This is a genomic window from Lysinibacillus sp. FJAT-14745 (genome assembly GCF_001275675.1).
Classification (GTDB): Bacteria; Bacillota; Bacilli; order Bacillales_A; family Planococcaceae; genus Lysinibacillus.
This window is the reverse complement of sequence record NZ_LITM01000005.1, coordinates 539,863-555,928: the sequence shown is the minus strand read 5'-3', so window position 1 is coordinate 555,928 and position 16,066 is coordinate 539,863. Positions and strand designations below refer to the sequence as shown.

Genomic DNA, 16,066 nt, shown 5'->3' with positions numbered 1-16,066 from the left:
AATGGATACAAGGTTTACACTGCATTTTATAGCGGAAAAGGAAGGCCAACTACTAAGGGAGGCCTTAACTGAATGGCGCATCTCCAAGCGAGCTTTAACAGCCATTAAATTTGATGGAGGATTACTAACAGTGAATGATGTTGAACGCAATGTTCGACATCCTCTTCACGTTGGGGATCGAGTTGAAGTTAAATTCCCTCCTGAAGAAAAAAGTGAAGGCCTCGCTGTTGAACATGGTGAACTTTCTATTATTTATGAAGACGAAGCTATTTTAGTGCTTAAGAAGCCTGCACATCAGAGTACGATTCCTTCGCGTGAGCATCCAACGCATAGCGTAGCTAATCTAGTTTGTGGTCATTTTCAGCAGCAAGGTCTAGCATCAACTGCTCATATCGTAACGAGACTTGACCGTGATACTTCTGGCTTGCTATGCATTGCCAAACATGCTCATATTCATCATTTAACGGGACTTGCACAGCGCAGTGGAGAGATTTCTCGACAATATGAAGCAATTGTACATGGACATGTGGCACAAGAAGTACAATCAATCATAGCTCCTATTGGACGCAAGGAGACGAGTATCATTGAGCGAGAGGTGCGTGAGGATGGTCAATTTGCGCATACAGATGTGACAATTTTAAGGCGCTTTTATTTACATGATGAACCGATGACACATATACAACTAAAGTTACACACAGGGCGTACACATCAAATCCGTGTGCATATGGCCTATGTGGGACATCCACTTGTTGGAGATGAACTTTATGGTGGAAGTCGCGAGCATATAAATAGACAAGCCTTACACTGTGTGTCCTTAAAGATGCTTCATCCTTTGACAGGTGAGAGTTTACAATTCACAAGTAACTTAAACATAGATATGCAACGATTATTGAATGACTCCTTAGTTTGAAGTTCGAGACTATTTAAACAGTCATTAGTTCACTAAGAGTGAAAACTATTACTGAATCATGTTATAAATTTAAGGAGATGTTCGCACAAACGGGCATCTCTTTATCATTTTATTTTCTATGTAAAGTAATAAGTTTTTCTTAACAGCATGTTAACAGAAAAGAAAGTGATTGTAGGGTATAGTAAAGTAGCGGTTTTTTTAGGCGTATAATAAATTTCATTTCCAACTTTTGTTGATGAGCCATTTTTATTCAGCAAAGGTGGAAAATAGAAATATTCATCTGCAGATTTATCCAATTAGATAGTGGTAATGATGTAGGTTTCTAAGTAGTAAAAAAAGGGTTTGCAGAAAAGGCACAATACACACTATTATATATAAGGTAGATTTACGGCATTGCCCGTATCAATGATTTAACTTATTTCAGGCAAATGTTTTCTGTACAGAAAGCAAAGCGACAGGTACAAATGAATTTACTTTTTGGCGGTTGGTCAAACACCCGCTGAAATAATTTAAAGCCTCCGGCGAGTGTCACTGAATCGGCAAGGAGTGCTTAGAGGATGTTAGCCTAAAATCATCGCATCCATGCGATAACGGCTAACTGACCTGCATCGGTAAAAGCGCCACGTCCTGTGGCATTACCGAAATGACCTACATCGTGTTGGCCCTCGGTAAAAAACGCCACGTCCTGTGGCATTACCGAAATGACCGACATCGTGTTGGCCCTCGTGCAGGCCTAAGCACAAAGCTGATTCCGGACGCAATTATGCCGAGGCATAATTGATTGCTCGGAAGGAGGGGACAAGCATGATAGAGGAAAGAAATGAAAAGAATGATGTGCAATTCGACGAAGCACGTTTGCGAGAAATGCTCGAAGCACATGATATTAACGCATTCCGCGATGAGTTTTTAGAGCTTCATCCATATGATCAGGCAACGTTTTATGAGAAGGTGGAGCCTGATATAAGGAAGATCATCTATTCGTTCTTGTCTCCGACGGAAATGGCTGATATTTTTGAGGCAATCGAAATAGATGATGATGAATACACAGCGTATCTAGCTGAGATGGATCCGTCATATGGTGCAGAAATGCTTTCTCATATGTATGCAGATGATGCAGCAGACGTTTTAAATGAGTTAGATACGAAACAACGTGAAAGCTATTTAGGCATGATGGATGAGGAAGCAGCTGAAGAGATTAATGAGTTATTAAGCTATGACGAAGGTACAGCTGGTTCTATCATGACGACTGAATATGTAGCGATACCAGAAAATTCTACTGTGCGTTCAGCAATGGCGATTTTACGGAAAGAAGCTCCAGATGCCGAAACCATTTATTATATTTTTGTCGTTGATGAAGCACATCGATTAACAGGCGTTATTACGCTTCGTGATTTAATTATTGCTGATGAAGATACCCTTATACGTTCGATTATGAATGAACGTGTTGTGATGGTGCACGTAGGGGATGACCAAGAAGAGGTTGCTCAAATTATGAAGGACTACAACTTCTTAGCGACACCAGTTATTGACGATAAGGGAGAATTACTAGGGATTATTACAGTCGACGATATTATCGACGTTATTGATGAGGAAGCCTCGGAGGATTACTCTAAATTAGCGGGTATTTCCGATATGGATAAATTTGATACAACTTCATTCCAAGCGGCTAAAAAGCGTTTACCTTGGCTTGTCATATTATTATTTTTAGGGATGTTGACAGCAAATTTGATAGGACATTTTGAGGCAACTTTACAACATGTTGCGTTACTAGCAGTGTTTATTCCTCTCATTTCAGGTACTTCTGGAAATAGTGGAACACAGGCACTAGCGGTAGCAATTCGAGGAATTGCGACAGGCGATGTCGAAGACCATAGCAAGCTAAAATTACTACTACGCGAAGCAGGTACAGGTTTAATGTCTGGACTTGTTTGTGGAATGATTGTGATTGGCATCATCTATATTTGGAAACAAGAGCTTATTCTTGGAATGTTAGTAGGAGCAGCACTTTGCGGTTCGATTTTAGTAGCAACACTTGCAGGTTCTTTTATTCCACTGCTTATGCATCGCATGAAAATTGATCCAGCTGTCGCTTCAGGTCCATTTATTACAACATTAAATGATATTACAAGTATTTTAATTTACTTAGGTTTGGCGACAGTGTTCTTAAGTCAAATAGCCTGAGAACCAAATTTCTTCCTTTTGCATATTGTATGAAAAAAAGGGAAGTGAGTAATTTGGGTCAAGAGCCACGCTTGTTTATAAAGTCACCATCATATTTTCTAAATATTTCTAAGGTGCTACATGAACTTGATTTGGATGAAAGTACGTCAGTGTATAGTAAGAACGGCTATTTTAATGAACAAACTATTGAAGAAAACGAAGAAGTGGTTGAAAAGGTACAAATAGATCCGTATTTACTAAAGCAACTTCAATTTTTAGAAAAGCCGTTTCGGCAAAAAGCCTATCAACCATTAGTTATATGTTTGAAGGATGGTAGAAAATTACGCGGTAGTGCATCTGATGTACAGACCGATTCATTGATGCTTACTTCTTTCGAATTGAAGACACAAGAGATTATCTATTTTGAAGACATAGAACAAATATTATGGCGAGGTAACCAATTACCTACCTTATGAAAAAAGTGTACAGCAGAGGATGCTGTACACTTTTTTTATGTGTAGTGTGTCAAAGGAGAAAAGATTATTCACAAATCCCTAAGTCAACATCAGCAATACATTGTACAGCGCAGAAGCATGATAAATCTACAGTGATACAGCTTTCAGTTGAATTCCAATCATCAACTTTACATATTTTTTTCATGTTGACACAGCAGCCATCTCGACTTAATAGATCGACTGTACTTTCACTGGAGTCAAATGAACATAAAGGCTCTAAAACACGCAAAGTAGCGCAGCACTCATCGAACATATCTTCTACACGGAAAAATACTGATGTACATATACATGGATCTGCTGTTGGTGAACTGAAAAATGCTTTAAAAGGAGTACCGTCTTTTGTAATCAACATGAATACACGTGTATCTGCATAAGAGCGTGAAGGACTTACAATGCCTCCAAGTGGTTCTAAGAAACAGTTAGCTGTACATGGTTGACATTCATCTCTCACCGCTTGATTCTGAATGTCTAAGATGGCGCGTACTACGTCACAAACGCAGCCTGCTGAATGGATTGGTCCAATAGGATTTGTTGGCTTGCCACAACCCATATTGTCACCTCCTTTCCTTGTTACTACTTCTACAATATGTGCTTATGAAAAATGGACTCGGGCTTTCGTATATATAGTTAAATGAATAGTTTTTTTATGTATGGAGAAACTTTAAAGAAAAGGAGGGTAAAAGCTTGAAGCTATTAGGAATGATGTTACCTCTATTAGTCAGTTTATCGCTCTTAAGTGGTTGCGGTGAAAAAGAAAAATTTATTGTCTACGGTTCACCGGAAAATGAAAAGGAAGTTGAAGCCATTTTAAAAGAACAGGACTTTGTAGACAAAACAACGGTTATTCAATATGACAATAGTATGCTTGTGGCAGTGCAAATTAAACAATGGGATAAGTGGAAAAAGGCTAAATTAGAGAAAAAGTTGCAAAAGAAATTTGATGAAAAATATCCAAACAAAGATGTTTTTGTCTCAGCTGATTATAAAATATTTTATGAAGCCAATAAAATAAAAAAGGAACAAGTTGAAGATAATAAACTGAAAGATAAAATTAAGAAATTGAAAAAGCTTGCAAAGGAGGAAACGTAGTGGAAAAAGAACAATACAAACAATTAGAACAAAATGTCACGCCTAATCCGCCCTATTTTAAGAATGTTGCTAAGGCATTTCTAGTAGGTGGACTTATTTGTACAATTGGGCAGGCCGTATCCCTTTTTTATATGACTTTCTTTGATTTTACCGAAGCGACAGTCGGAAATCCAACAGTTGCAACAATGATATTTTTCGCCATGATTTTAACTGGGTTTGGCTTATATAAAAAAATTGGTCAATTTGCTGGAGCTGGATCAGCTGTCCCTGTTACAGGGTTTGGTAATGCTGTAATTTCTGCTGCCATTGAGCATAGATCTGAAGGATTAGTACTCGGTGTTGGAGGAAATTTATTTAAATTAGCAGGGTCAGTTGTATTATTTGGCGTTGTCTCCGCCTTTTTTATTGCACTTATTAAATTCATTCTTGTAACACTAGGAGTGGTTTCATGGTAATTGTCTTTCAATCGAAGCCGTCCTTAATAGCAGGTGGTGTGGTAGCAGGCCCACTAGAGAAACGTAGTATATTTAGTCAACATTTTGATGCGACCTATGATGATGAACGTTGGCAAATGAAAACGAATGAACAAGGTCATCGAAAAATGGTTGAAGAGGCCTGTGAATTTGCTATGAAAAAAGCGGGCGTGAAAAATAAGGACATTGATTACTTTATGGGCGGCGATTTGGTTAACCAAATGACACCAACCAATTTTGCGGCCAGAGACTTAGACATTCCTTTTATCGGATTATTCTCAGCGTGTGCTACCTCTATATCTTCCGTAATTGTTGCGAGCCTGTTAACAGAAGTAGGTGCTTCCAATTTAGCGCTAGCTGGTGCATCTAGTCAACACAATGCGGTTGAACGACAATTCCGCTATCCAATCAATTATGGCTCACAAAAGCCTCAAACTGCTCAATGGACGGTAACGGCTGCTGGTTATGCTCTTGTTGGTAAACATCATGAGGAATACCCTTCTATTGAAGCAGCAACTATTGGAAAATCGGTTGATTATGGTATGGATGACCCTTTTCACATGGGTGCAGCGATGGCACCAGCAGCTTTTCAAACAATTCAATCACATTTAGAGCAGCGCAATCAAAAAATTTACCATTATGATTTAATTTTAACAGGTGATTTAGGCCAACTTGGCATAAAACTTCTAAAAGGAATGTTTGTTGAAAGTGGCATAAAGAGCGAAGAATTAAAACCTTTACGTGATGCAGGTGCTGAGTTTTATGGACAGGATGAAACGTTCCAATCTGGTGCAAGTGGTGCAGGCTGTTCGGCAGCAGTTTTTTTTAGTTATGTGATCCAACAGATGCGAGCAGGTACTTATAAACGAGTACTTCTTGTGGCGACAGGAGCATTATTGTCTCCGCTTTCATTTCAACAGGGCGAGACAATTCCATGTACGGCACATGCGATTGAAATTACAATGAAATGAGGCAAAATCTATGGTTATGACATTTGTGTTTGCATTTTTTGTAGGAGGCATTATTTGCGCCATAGGTCAATTATTAATGGATTTTGGTAAATTAACACCTGGACATACATTGAGTACTCTAGTCGTAGCGGGTGCAATTCTTGCTGGAATGGGTTTGTATGAACCGCTCATTAATTTTGCTGGTGCCGGTGCAACTGTTCCTATTACATCTTTTGGAAATTCTTTGACGCATGGTGCAATTGTTGAAGCGGAAAAACATGGGCTAGTAGGTGTGTTAACTGGGATGTTCGAGGTGACAAGCTCAGGAATCAGTGCTGCCGTTGTTTTTGGCTTTATCGGAGCATTAATATTTAAACCTAAAGGAAATGTTGATTAGACGAATACCCCACCCATTTTTACAACCCTAACATATTATAGGTTGTAGAAGGGAGGGGTATTTTTATGGGATATCAAGGCTGGGGTGCACATTCGTATGGAGGATATGCTGATGGTTGTTACGGAGGAAATTATGGAGGTTACTATGGTGGTCACCATGACGGTGGCCATGGAGGTTACTATGGCTACGGACATGGGCATAGCTCAACTTTTATCTTAATTGTTGTCCTTTTCATTCTTCTGATCATTGTTGGCGCTGCTTGCATATAATTTGATTAACTTCTTTCAACATATCTCTTTTGTACCGAGAGCGAAGCGACAGGAACAGAAGTCTCTGCTTTAGCTTTTCTTCAGAGTGCTCCATTTTCTGAATTAAGTTTAAAGCCTTCACTAGTTGACATAGTCTTAGTAGACGAAATGAAAGTGGGAGAATTTAATTTTAACTGATAGGAGGGGGAACATGAATCGCGGACTCTTTAACTCTATTGAACAAAAAACTGGAGTATCAATGGATGAAATCTTCGCATTAGCAAATGAAATTCAACATGCTGATTTTACAAATGAAAAACAAGTAAGAAAAATCGTACGACGCGTAAGTAAAATGTCCAAGAGACAAATAACGCAAGAGCTTGAAGATAAATTAGTACAATCTATTATTCAAGATGGTAGTTCACTAGATTTAGATAAAATTACTAAAATGATGAAATAACATGAATCTACTATGCAAAGCAATATATCTAAAAGGTTGATTTAAATGGATTTTCATTTATAAATCAACCTTTAAAGCATTGTAGAGAAAAAAGGTGTTACGATATGCATTAGCATTTTCGTAACACCTATTTGTTAAATTATTTTTTCCATAGCACGATGTGGAATACCTGCATCCATAAATTCAGGAGATGTTACCGTATAGCCAAGCTTTTCATAAAACGGAATAGCATAGCTTTGTGCATGAAGTTTTAGTTTTTTCTTATTCATTGAAATGGCGTGCTTCTCCATTTCCTTCATCATTAAAGCACCTAGTTTTTTGCCACGTTGATCTTGTAAAATACAAACGCGTTCAATTTTTGCAGCATCGTCCTCGATACTTCGTAAACGTGCAGCACCTACAGGGTCATTGTCTTCATACATAATGAAATGCGTTGCAGATGCATCCTCAGCATCACATTCTAGATGAAGCGGCACACCTTGCTCTTCAACAAAAACTTGCTTGCGGACTGCAAACGCATCCTCATGTTCTTTTGCTGTTTCAACAATCTTTACGTTATACAGATTACTCAGCCCCAGTCAATCTGAATGTTTCATATGTTGTCCACGAGCCGTCTTCCAATTGATATAAAAGATGAATGCGATCAATTGTATCTTTTTCGTCAACGCCTGTCATACGTAATTGCCCAAAGATATCATCGTGCTCGGAATCTGTCATTTTTTGAGCAATAGTAATATGTGGTACAAATACGTGTTTTGACTCACCAAAAGGTACTTTTTCTTCTAGAGCTTGGTGTAATGTTGTTAATTGTTCAGTTGGTTCAATACGGAAATAAATCGCATTTGTTGTTGGGAAAAATGAACTTATGCGTAATGCATGAATATTTAAAGGTGCATATTTGGCAGCAAGCTCATCTAATTGTTTTACGACAGATTGAATATCTTCTTCCGTTGCATCGAAACTGTCCTTTAATGTTATATGCGGAGTAATTTTCGCATAATGAGGATCGTAACGTTTGCGATAAGTATTCGCTAAATCTTGTAATTTTTTTGATGGAAATGCCACAATGCCGTACTTCATAGACCATTACCTCCCGAAAATAAACAATTTTTTATTTAAGTATAACAGAAATTTCCGATTTCGTAATTTGAATCGTCCATATTAATTGAAATTTTCAATTAATGCGCGACGTAAATCAGGTTTCCAATATTTCCATGTATGATTGCCATCGAATTCTTCATAAAATGTAGAAAATCCTTTGTTTAACATGAGATTATGCAGCTGACGATTTGGCGTTAAAAAATCTTTAATGGTTTTATCCATCGTGACCACTTTATCTTCCTCTTTCCCGACAATATGGTAAATGGAAATTGCGCCTGGATCTTTAAAACTCTCTACAGCTTGCAGAACATTTTCGTCAACATACGGTGATTGTAAAATAACCTTGCCGAAAATACTTGGGTATTTTAATGCAGCCATTAAGGAAGCGGTTGCAGCCATTGAGTCACCAATAACCCCACGACTCATTCCCATTTGATAGGTTGCGTATTCAGCGTCTAAATATGGCACAAGCTCATGGGCTAAAAAACGAAGGTATGCTTCATGTTGCTCTCCACTTGGAATATATTTATGACGTCGATCCTTAATGTCCTTATAAGGAACGAATGCAATGATTAAATTTTCGATTTCATAGTCATCGATAAGTTCATCAGCAAGTTTTGTAATACCTCCAAGCTGAAAATAATCTTTGCCATCTGATGCAATTAAAATATTATATTTATATAGTGGAGAATAATTTGCAGGAACATAAATATAGAGCTGTAATTCCTCCTGTAATGCTTCACTATAGAACTTTAAATCCTGTACAGTTCCCTTATCCAATGATGACACTCCTTCTCATGTTTGTAACAAAATTGTACCATATAGCCAAAGTAAAGGTATAATAGGGTGGGCTAGCACTATTCTAGTAATAAAATCGAAGTGAGGGATAGTTATGCATGATAAAAGTACTCGTATACACTCTGATGAAGTAGCGAAAGCAGCCCAAGCTGCACTTATTCGTCGCGGTGTATCGCTAGAGGATATTGCTGAAATTGTTTATGAAATGCAAAAATCCTATAATAAAGGTTTAACATTAGACCACTGTGTTCATTCTGTCGAGCGTGTATTACGTAAGCGTGAAGTTCAACATGCTTTATTAGTAGGGATTGAATTAGATGAACTTGCAGAGAAAAAGTTATTATCGGCACCATTACAGCAAATAATAGAATCCGATGAGGGTTTATTTGGTGTGGATGAAACAATCGCACTTGGAGCTGTATTTACATATGGTAGCATAGCGGTAACGACTTTCGGACACTTAGATAAGCAAAAAATCGGTATTATTAAGAAGTTGGATACAGAGCCTGGCCATCATGTAAATACGTTTTTAGATGATTTAGTTGGCAGTATTGCAGCTTCTGCCGCGTCCCGTATTGCACATCGTATGCGTGACTTGGAAGAAGAGGGCGAGACATTTGCAGATATTGAGCCAGAAGAGCTAGGACCAAAACCAAAATCACATAATGAGATTTAATAGAGTATTACTATATATAACAGAGCCTTCTCAATAATAATTTGAGGAGGCTCTGTTTAAGTTGTAATATGGCCCTCCGGCAATACGAGGGTTGATTTTCGTTCCGACTGGGTGCGATTCTTGGATTTTATCAGCGATTTTCATGATGTTATCAGCGATTATCAGCATTTTATCAGCGATTTTCGTGATGTTATCAGCGATCGGCATTCATCGTGCGTTTCCTCCGCTTTTGTTGTTGCTGCCGCTACGTTGACACTTCGCTTTCGCACAAAAAACATTTGTTGCTGCCACTTCGCTTTCGCACAAAAAACATTTGTTGCTGCCGCTTCGCTTTCGCACAAAAAACATTTGTTGCTGCCGCTTCGCTTTCGCACAAAAAACATTTGTTGGACAAAGCAGATCATCAGACCACTGTGAACAGAGCATCTTCAATAATTTAGTATGCTTAGCCGATTGTTTTGTATACTCATACTGATGTATAAAATAGGACATACAAACACGCTATGAGATAGAAAATAGTCAGCTTGTTGAAGTATTCCCCAAATCATTGGGTTGCCATTGTAACTACATAACTTGAATGTAGTAGCCTGATATTTTACAATAGAAACATCGTGAAAACTTTAAGGACTTTTGATGAGTAAAGGATTCTTTTAGAAGCTTCCTTAAAGTGTAATAAAGATGAATAGTTGTGAGGGACCTACTACATGAAAATGCAAGATATAAAAACGTTAATTACGAGTGGTACAATCATTCTTGCTGTTGCATTGTATATGATTTTTGGCAGATCACCAGCCCAAGAAAAAGATACAACATCGACTAACCAGCATGGTACTATTTCGATTGAACAAGTCGAAGGAAAAACAGGAAATAAACGCTTTGATGTAGATTATATTAAAGCATATGATGGTGATACAATTCAGGCGACAATCAATGGCAAGAAACAAAAAATTCGCCTATTGATGGTAGATACACCAGAGATGAATTATAACAAAGGTGAAGCACAGCCTTATGCTAAAGATGCGAGAGAGTATACGATTAAATTGTTAAAGAACGCTAAAAAGATTGAAGCGGTTTACGATGTAGGGCCAGAAACAGATAATTATGATCGACTATTAGCCTATGTCTTCGTGGATGATGTATTATTGCAGGAATCTTTATTGAATGAAGGGCTTGCGGCAGTTCGTTTTATCCATAAACCAAACAATACATTTGAAGATGAGTTTAGAGAAATCCAACAAGGTGCAGAAAAAGAAAAGTTAAATATTTGGTCACATAAAAATTACTTCCAAAAAGATGGTTTCCATCCGGAAGTATTAAAATAAACATCAAAAAACCATTTACTGTTTTAATTAGTAAATGGTTTTTTAGCGTAGACATTAATCAAGTTCAGTAAGCGACAAGAGCTTAATTTGACCAATCAAAAGTAAAATCGGCTTTTTTTATTCATGTACTCTCGTAATTATATAATATCTTTTATAGTAAATCTTCGAACTCCAATAAAAGTAAAGGTGATAACAAATATGAAACTTAACATATAAAAGCCACTAAATTGAAGGAAAGTTTGCAAGCCTTCCAGATGAATTGGATCCATTGCAAATCCTGGTTGTGCGAATGGCCATACATATGGAATATTTAAGTAATGGAATATCATTCCTATACACGTAAAACCAAAACTCATTCCAACTGGAACAGCAAAACTTTTTATAGAAGACGAGAGAGATAATTGTAGAGCAGCAATTGAAAATGTACCGATCCATCCATTAAATGACCAATTTAATAATGACATCCAAGGGATAGGGCTTGTAATACCTAGTAGCTTACCAATTACAATATAAGCAATTAAAAAAAATATTTGAGTCAAGAAAGTTAACAAAAAAATGACGAATAACTTTGCAAGATAGATGTTTCGAAATGGAACAGGTAAAGAGATGATTTTTTTCCAATTCCCCTCACTATGTTCAAAGCGGCATACAAATGCACAATAAATGCTTACGATGACAGGAATTAAAAATAATCCATAGATTAAACCAACTTGTGTCCAAGCTTTCTCCCACTCATTTGTTGAGCTTTCCATTACGACATCATAGTTTACTCGGAAGTTTATGAGTCCAAGCGTAATACAAAAAAGCGGAAGGAGTGTCATAACAATCCATACTTTTGAACGTTTTAATTTTAATAATTCACATCGAAATGAGCTTAATAACATATTTGCATCCTCCTAATGAATATCTTTATGTGAAAAATGAATAGTGCTAAGAACGCTAAATAATAGACTAACTCCTAAACTTAACAAAAGATACATCATGACTTCTTCGTTTGGGAAATATACTATTTTTCCATTGGAAAATGCCCAAGAAATAGGGTTTGTCAAAGATGGATAAGTGCAAATTATCCATTCTTTCCAAGGGAACATTTGCCCAAAATATCCAAGAAATGAGCCTATTACGCCTGCTGTTAATGCAAATACTTGATTTTTCACTACTAAAGATATCCAGAGTTGCAAAATGACCATAGGAATACATCCTATAATGGTAAAAAGACCGTACTTCAGCAATAAAATCACTGGGACTCCACTTTCGAAATTGAAGATTTTTCCTATTACTATAATTGCGGAAATAGAAATTATACCTGCATAGATAAGAAAAACGATACTATAAATAATTTTAGACATATATACTAGCTGCTTAGATGTGGGGATTGCACACAATAGCTTCCATGTATTCCCCTTATTTTCAAAATCAATTAATCGAGAAGTAATGATCGCAATCATTATAGGTAAAAATAAAGCATTGATCATACTCACTCTTGAAAGAAGCGACTCCCAATTTAGAAATTCCTTTTTTTCTTGTGACACAATTGCAAATAACCAAAGTAAAGCCAAAGACTGTATTAAAAAAACTACTAAAAATAATTTCTTCCTTTTATATTTCATTAATTCACTTCTTAAGGCAGCGATCATTATAGAACACCACCTTTTTCCGTTAAACTTAGAAATATTTCTTCCAGCGTATGCTTTTCTTCTTCAATTCGAAACACTGATAAATTCTGCTGTACTAATAAATGATTTATGTGAGAAATAAGGTGGTCTTCTTGTTGATGCGTAACAAGATAATCACCGTCTATTCTAAGATGAATTTGATGCTGTTCTAAAATTTGATGTGCCCTTACTACATCGTTTACACGCATTTTTATGGATGCTTGACTTTTTTTGCGTAACATTTCAATTTCATCTTGAAAGATAAGCTGACCACTGTTAATAATGCCTACTTGCGTTGCAATTTGATCCATTTCATTTAACAAATGACTAGAAATAATAACACTCATACCATATTGTTTTGGCAGTTGTTTGATGAGCTCACGGATTTCTTGAATTCCGGCAGGGTCTAACCCATTTGTAGGCTCATCTAAAATTAATAATTTTGGATTTCCAAGTAGTGCCATCGCTATACCAAGGCGTTGCTTCATGCCAAGTGAGTACTGTTTAACTAGTTTATCTTTTTGTTTCTCTAATCGGACGATACGCAATACCTCGTCAATATTCTTTTTCGGTACTTGTAACATTTGCCGAATTACTTCTAGGTTTTCATAACCTGTTAAATGCCCATAATAAGATGGTGATTCAACAAGAGATCCAACTTCTCTTAATATATCTAATCGATTTGTTTTCAGGTCTTTATTGAATATTTTAATATTACCAGTAGTCGGCTTTACTAATCCTAGTAACATTCTAATTGTCGTCGTTTTTCCAGCCCCATTTGGTCCTAGAAATCCATAAATTTCTCCTTCACCGACTTTCATTTGTAGCTGACTCACACTATTTACAGCTCCATATGACTTTGTTAGATTTTCTGTTTCAACGATATAAGTTCCCATTGTTGGCACCTCTTTTTTGATTAAGCTATCAATTATTATGAAAGTTCTTGCTTAATCTCGAATTGAGATGACCTTAAGTTTCGCTTAATTTTCTAATGGAAGCTTAAATGTAATTTTAGTACCGTCTCCTTTGCTGCTTTCAACTACAATTTCTCCACTGTGAGCTAGAATGATTTCCTTTACAATCGCCATTCCTAAACCTGAACTATTTTTTTGATCAGTATTTGTACCACGGTAATATCGATCGAAAATATGTGGTAAATCATTTTTATTTATTCCGTCACCATTGTCCTCAATTGTCACTACGGCGTGTGTGGATGTTTGTTTTATATGAACTTGTATGAATGTGTCATTATCAGTGTGAATGAGTGCATTATTCAATAAGTTTACTAGTACACGATGAATTAACCCTTGATCTGCTTTAATAAGTAGCTGTTCCAGAGAGCATTCAAACTCAATGAGCTGATTTTTATAATAAGGCATATTCATAAATTCAATAATCGTTTCTCGAGTAAGATCTACAATATCTACTGTGGTTTTGTCGATAGGCAACAACGCATTCTTTAATTGATACGTAAGTTTTAAATCATTAACTAGTTTTTCAATATAAATGGCTTTATTTTGAATTACATCTGCATATTTATACATTTCTTGTGCCGTTATTTTATAGTCTTGATTCGCTATAACTTCACTATAACCTTTAATAGAGGAAAGTGGCGTCTTTAAATCATGAGAGATGTTGACAATCCATTCTTCTCGCATCGTATCTAGCTTTTTTCTTTGGACATTAATATCCTCTAATTGATGTGATAACTGATTCAAATTTGCATATACCTCTGCATATATTCCTTTTTTTGCGGATACTTGTTTATAGTGACCTTGTTTTAGTCTATTAATATGGTCAATGATCGTAACAACAGGATTTGACATATACCTCGCCACAATATAAGCAAATAATAAAATACAAAGGAATGTTACTCCTAGTAACATTAAAATCCCAAATGGATAGAGGCTAGATAAATTACTGAAGTTCAAATAGACAGATTTTCGCAATGCTTGTTTTGCTGGAAAAGCGACAATATAACTTTCAACGTGTGTACTGTTATCTAATTTAGCCACAAACGTTGTATAATCTCCAACAGCGTATTTATAACGGAAAATCAGCTCACTAGGGGAATAGTGGGTAGGTGTATTTTCTGGTTTATACATTTGAAATACTTCATCGCTATTATGATTTAATACTTGTAACCATGCGCCATGCTCTTGTAAAAACTCTTTACCTTTATTCGTTATAGAAACATTTTCATTGTCTACAATAATTTCTTTTTGAAAATCAACTACTAAGCCTTCTGGATCGTCCATTCCTTCAGAGTTATAAGAAAAAACTAAATAACTAAAAGCAAAAAATAGAGCGATTAGGATAAATATAGTTAATCCAATTAATGATGCGATATAGAGCCCTGTAACCTTCCACTTCATCTAAGTTCACCTTTTGTCTGAAGTTTATATCCTAGTCCTCTTACTGTTACAAGATACTGTGGTTTGGAAGGATTATCTTCAATTTTTTCTCTTAAATGCCTCATATGTACCATTAGAATATTATCATTGCCTAAGTATGATTCTCCCCAAATAGCTTCGTATAATCGGGCTTTACTGAAAATCTGATTTGGATTCTTTACTAAAAATAGTAAGATGTTAAATTCTTTTGCTGTTAAAGTTAGTAATGTATCCACCTTCAACACTGTCCCTTGTGCTTCATCAATCGTAACGTCTCCAAACTGATAGATAGACTGAACCTTTTCTTGATATTGATTCCGTCTAAAAAATGCTTTCATCTTATAGGCTACTTCTTTTGGACTAAAAGGTTTTGTAATATAATCATCGCCTCCTATACTTAATCCAAGTATTTTATCTAAATCTTCGTTTTTCGCCGATAAGAAAAATATTGGAACGAATGTGAACTGTCGAATTTGCTGACAAACAGTATATCCATCTATATCTGGAAGCATAATATCTAATAGGATAATATCAGGCTGTATTTGCCTACACATACGTACGCCATCTTCTCCTGTTATATACGTATAAATATGTTGAAATCCCTCTTTCTTTAAAACATCCTCCAGCAAATTCAAAATTTCTTCTTCATCATCTACTATAAGAATTTTCTTTGTATGAAGATCCGGAATATTATGTATCATTTATTGCACCTCAATATCTTTCTAGTAGTACTTTTAATAATTAATGTACCATTTTCATTCCACAGTAGAATAGTAATTTGAGGTTTTTCTTGGATCATCACCATAACGTGAGGTTGATTTCCGTTCCGACTGGGCGCTTTGTTGTTGCTGACGCTGCGCTTTCGCACAGATAAAACATTTGTTGCTGACGCTGCGCTTTCGCACAGATAAAACATTTG

At 36.3% G+C, this 16,066-nt stretch carries 21 protein-coding genes; 12 read left to right on the top strand and 9 right to left on the bottom strand.

Going from position 1 to position 16,066, the window contains the following annotated elements; translation table 11 throughout:
- Position 1: 1 nt before the first annotated feature.
- The 3 genes from AMS59_RS09955 to AMS59_RS09945 all read left to right on the top strand — a co-directional run bounded on the left by AMS59_RS09955 (position 2) and on the right by AMS59_RS09945 (position 3,546).
- On the top strand, positions 2–910 hold the full coding sequence (locus tag AMS59_RS09955) for an RluA family pseudouridine synthase (RefSeq protein ID WP_053483647.1): 909 nt from the start codon (positions 2–4) through the stop codon (positions 908–910).
- An 804-nt stretch (positions 911–1,714) separates the two neighbouring features.
- Positions 1,715–3,091, top strand: a complete 1,377-nt coding sequence (gene mgtE, locus AMS59_RS09950) for a magnesium transporter (protein ID WP_053483576.1) — start codon at positions 1,715–1,717, stop codon at positions 3,089–3,091.
- A 44-nt stretch (positions 3,092–3,135) separates the two neighbouring features.
- Complete coding sequence (locus tag AMS59_RS09945) at positions 3,136–3,546, top strand: hypothetical protein (RefSeq protein ID WP_234007721.1); 411 nt, start codon at positions 3,136–3,138, stop codon at positions 3,544–3,546.
- Between the two features lie 64 nt (positions 3,547–3,610).
- Here AMS59_RS09945 and AMS59_RS09940 read toward each other — a convergent pair whose 3' ends face one another.
- Complete coding sequence (locus AMS59_RS09940; RefSeq protein WP_053483574.1) at positions 3,611–4,135, bottom strand: CotY/CotZ family spore coat protein; 525 nt, start codon at positions 4,133–4,135, stop codon at positions 3,611–3,613.
- Positions 4,136–4,269: 134 nt separating this feature from the next.
- Here AMS59_RS09940 and AMS59_RS09935 point away from each other — a divergent pair, with 134 nt between their 5' ends.
- From AMS59_RS09935 to AMS59_RS09910, 6 genes are all read left to right on the top strand, one after another.
- A complete protein-coding gene (locus tag AMS59_RS09935; protein WP_234007720.1) occupies positions 4,270–4,674 on the top strand; it encodes a YhcN/YlaJ family sporulation lipoprotein in 405 nt (134 codons plus the stop codon).
- Positions 4,674–5,129 (top strand): stage V sporulation protein AC, encoded by a 456-nt coding sequence (gene spoVAC / locus AMS59_RS09930; protein WP_053483573.1) that lies wholly within the window; start codon positions 4,674–4,676, stop codon positions 5,127–5,129. Before AMS59_RS09935 ends, spoVAC begins: the two co-directional genes overlap by 1 nt.
- Positions 5,123–6,118: a stage V sporulation protein AD gene (locus AMS59_RS09925; protein WP_053483572.1), complete on the top strand. Its 996-nt coding sequence runs from the start codon at positions 5,123–5,125 to the stop codon at positions 6,116–6,118. Before spoVAC ends, AMS59_RS09925 begins: the two co-directional genes overlap by 7 nt.
- Positions 6,119–6,134: 16 nt before the next feature.
- Positions 6,135–6,494 (top strand): stage V sporulation protein AE, encoded by a 360-nt coding sequence (spoVAE, locus tag AMS59_RS09920; RefSeq protein ID WP_369814320.1) that lies wholly within the window; start codon positions 6,135–6,137, stop codon positions 6,492–6,494.
- A gap of 65 nt (positions 6,495–6,559) precedes the next feature.
- Positions 6,560–6,763, top strand: a complete 204-nt coding sequence (gene yjcZ, locus AMS59_RS09915; RefSeq protein WP_053483570.1) for a sporulation protein YjcZ — start codon at positions 6,560–6,562, stop codon at positions 6,761–6,763.
- Between the two features lie 190 nt (positions 6,764–6,953).
- A complete protein-coding gene (locus AMS59_RS09910; protein ID WP_053483569.1) occupies positions 6,954–7,202 on the top strand; it encodes a stage VI sporulation protein F in 249 nt (82 codons plus the stop codon).
- A gap of 134 nt (positions 7,203–7,336) precedes the next feature.
- On the opposite strand, the gene AMS59_RS09905 is transcribed toward AMS59_RS09910, so the two are convergent.
- The 3 genes from AMS59_RS09905 to AMS59_RS09895 form a co-directional block, all read right to left on the bottom strand.
- Positions 7,337–7,765: a GNAT family N-acetyltransferase gene (locus AMS59_RS09905; protein WP_053483568.1), complete on the bottom strand. Its 429-nt coding sequence runs from the start codon at positions 7,763–7,765 to the stop codon at positions 7,337–7,339.
- Between the two features lies 1 nt (position 7,766).
- Entirely contained in the window at positions 7,767–8,282 is a 516-nt protein-coding gene (locus AMS59_RS09900) for a YjcG family protein (RefSeq protein WP_053483567.1), read from the bottom strand.
- A gap of 81 nt (positions 8,283–8,363) precedes the next feature.
- The gene (locus tag AMS59_RS09895) at positions 8,364–9,083 is read right to left on the bottom strand and encodes an esterase family protein (RefSeq protein ID WP_053483566.1); all 720 of its coding nucleotides are present in this window, start codon (positions 9,081–9,083) and stop codon (positions 8,364–8,366) included.
- Between the two features lie 112 nt (positions 9,084–9,195).
- Here AMS59_RS09895 and AMS59_RS09890 point away from each other — a divergent pair, with 112 nt between their 5' ends.
- From AMS59_RS09890 to AMS59_RS09885, 3 genes are all read left to right on the top strand, one after another.
- Complete coding sequence (locus tag AMS59_RS09890) at positions 9,196–9,777, top strand: phosphatidylglycerophosphatase A (protein ID WP_053483565.1); 582 nt, start codon at positions 9,196–9,198, stop codon at positions 9,775–9,777.
- Positions 9,778–9,897: 120 nt separating this feature from the next.
- Positions 9,898–10,194 (top strand): hypothetical protein, encoded by a 297-nt coding sequence (locus AMS59_RS25010; RefSeq protein ID WP_156304601.1) that lies wholly within the window; start codon positions 9,898–9,900, stop codon positions 10,192–10,194.
- A gap of 287 nt (positions 10,195–10,481) precedes the next feature.
- Positions 10,482–11,099, top strand: coding sequence for a thermonuclease family protein (locus tag AMS59_RS09885; protein WP_053483564.1), 618 nt, complete (start codon positions 10,482–10,484; stop codon positions 11,097–11,099).
- Positions 11,100–11,236: 137 nt separating this feature from the next.
- On the opposite strand, the gene AMS59_RS09880 is transcribed toward AMS59_RS09885, so the two are convergent.
- From AMS59_RS09880 to AMS59_RS09860, 5 genes are all read right to left on the bottom strand, one after another.
- Complete coding sequence (locus tag AMS59_RS09880; RefSeq protein ID WP_053483563.1) at positions 11,237–11,983, bottom strand: ABC transporter permease; 747 nt, start codon at positions 11,981–11,983, stop codon at positions 11,237–11,239.
- 12 nt (positions 11,984–11,995) lie between these two features.
- A complete protein-coding gene (locus AMS59_RS09875; RefSeq protein WP_053483562.1) occupies positions 11,996–12,736 on the bottom strand; it encodes an ABC transporter permease in 741 nt (246 codons plus the stop codon).
- A complete protein-coding gene (locus AMS59_RS09870) occupies positions 12,736–13,650 on the bottom strand; it encodes an ABC transporter ATP-binding protein (protein ID WP_053483561.1) in 915 nt (304 codons plus the stop codon). Before AMS59_RS09870 ends, AMS59_RS09875 begins: the two co-directional genes overlap by 1 nt.
- Before the next feature lie 84 nt (positions 13,651–13,734).
- Positions 13,735–15,129, bottom strand: coding sequence for a sensor histidine kinase KdpD (locus AMS59_RS09865; protein ID WP_053483560.1), 1,395 nt, complete (start codon positions 15,127–15,129; stop codon positions 13,735–13,737).
- Positions 15,126–15,848: a response regulator transcription factor gene (locus AMS59_RS09860; protein WP_053483559.1), complete on the bottom strand. Its 723-nt coding sequence runs from the start codon at positions 15,846–15,848 to the stop codon at positions 15,126–15,128. The genes AMS59_RS09865 and AMS59_RS09860 overlap by 4 nt, the downstream gene beginning before the upstream one ends.
- Positions 15,849–16,066 lie beyond the last annotated feature (218 nt).

Excerpts from the sequence above, each read along its gene's own strand:
- AMS59_RS09955 (WP_053483647.1), top strand. The coding sequence starts at position 2 with ATGGATACAAGGTTTACACTGCATTTTATAGCGGAAAAGGAAGGCCAA.
- mgtE (WP_053483576.1), top strand. The coding sequence starts at position 1,715 with ATGATAGAGGAAAGAAATGAAAAGAATGATGTGCAATTCGACGAAGCA.
- AMS59_RS09940 (WP_053483574.1), bottom strand. The coding sequence starts at position 4,135 with ATGGGTTGTGGCAAGCCAACAAATCCTATTGGACCAATCCATTCAGCA.
- AMS59_RS09925 (WP_053483572.1), top strand. The coding sequence starts at position 5,123 with ATGGTAATTGTCTTTCAATCGAAGCCGTCCTTAATAGCAGGTGGTGTG.
- spoVAE (WP_369814320.1), top strand. The coding sequence starts at position 6,135 with ATGACATTTGTGTTTGCATTTTTTGTAGGAGGCATTATTTGCGCCATA.
- yjcZ (WP_053483570.1), top strand. The coding sequence starts at position 6,560 with ATGGGATATCAAGGCTGGGGTGCACATTCGTATGGAGGATATGCTGAT.
- AMS59_RS09910 (WP_053483569.1), top strand. The coding sequence starts at position 6,954 with ATGAATCGCGGACTCTTTAACTCTATTGAACAAAAAACTGGAGTATCA.
- AMS59_RS09900 (WP_053483567.1), bottom strand. The coding sequence starts at position 8,282 with ATGAAGTACGGCATTGTGGCATTTCCATCAAAAAAATTACAAGATTTA.
- AMS59_RS09890 (WP_053483565.1), top strand. The coding sequence starts at position 9,196 with ATGCATGATAAAAGTACTCGTATACACTCTGATGAAGTAGCGAAAGCA.
- AMS59_RS09885 (WP_053483564.1), top strand. The coding sequence starts at position 10,482 with ATGAAAATGCAAGATATAAAAACGTTAATTACGAGTGGTACAATCATT.
- AMS59_RS09880 (WP_053483563.1), bottom strand. The coding sequence starts at position 11,983 with ATGTTATTAAGCTCATTTCGATGTGAATTATTAAAATTAAAACGTTCA.
- AMS59_RS09875 (WP_053483562.1), bottom strand. The coding sequence starts at position 12,736 with ATGATCGCTGCCTTAAGAAGTGAATTAATGAAATATAAAAGGAAGAAA.
- AMS59_RS09870 (WP_053483561.1), bottom strand. The coding sequence starts at position 13,650 with ATGGGAACTTATATCGTTGAAACAGAAAATCTAACAAAGTCATATGGA.
- AMS59_RS09865 (WP_053483560.1), bottom strand. The coding sequence starts at position 15,129 with ATGAAGTGGAAGGTTACAGGGCTCTATATCGCATCATTAATTGGATTA.
- AMS59_RS09860 (WP_053483559.1), bottom strand. The coding sequence starts at position 15,848 with ATGATACATAATATTCCGGATCTTCATACAAAGAAAATTCTTATAGTA.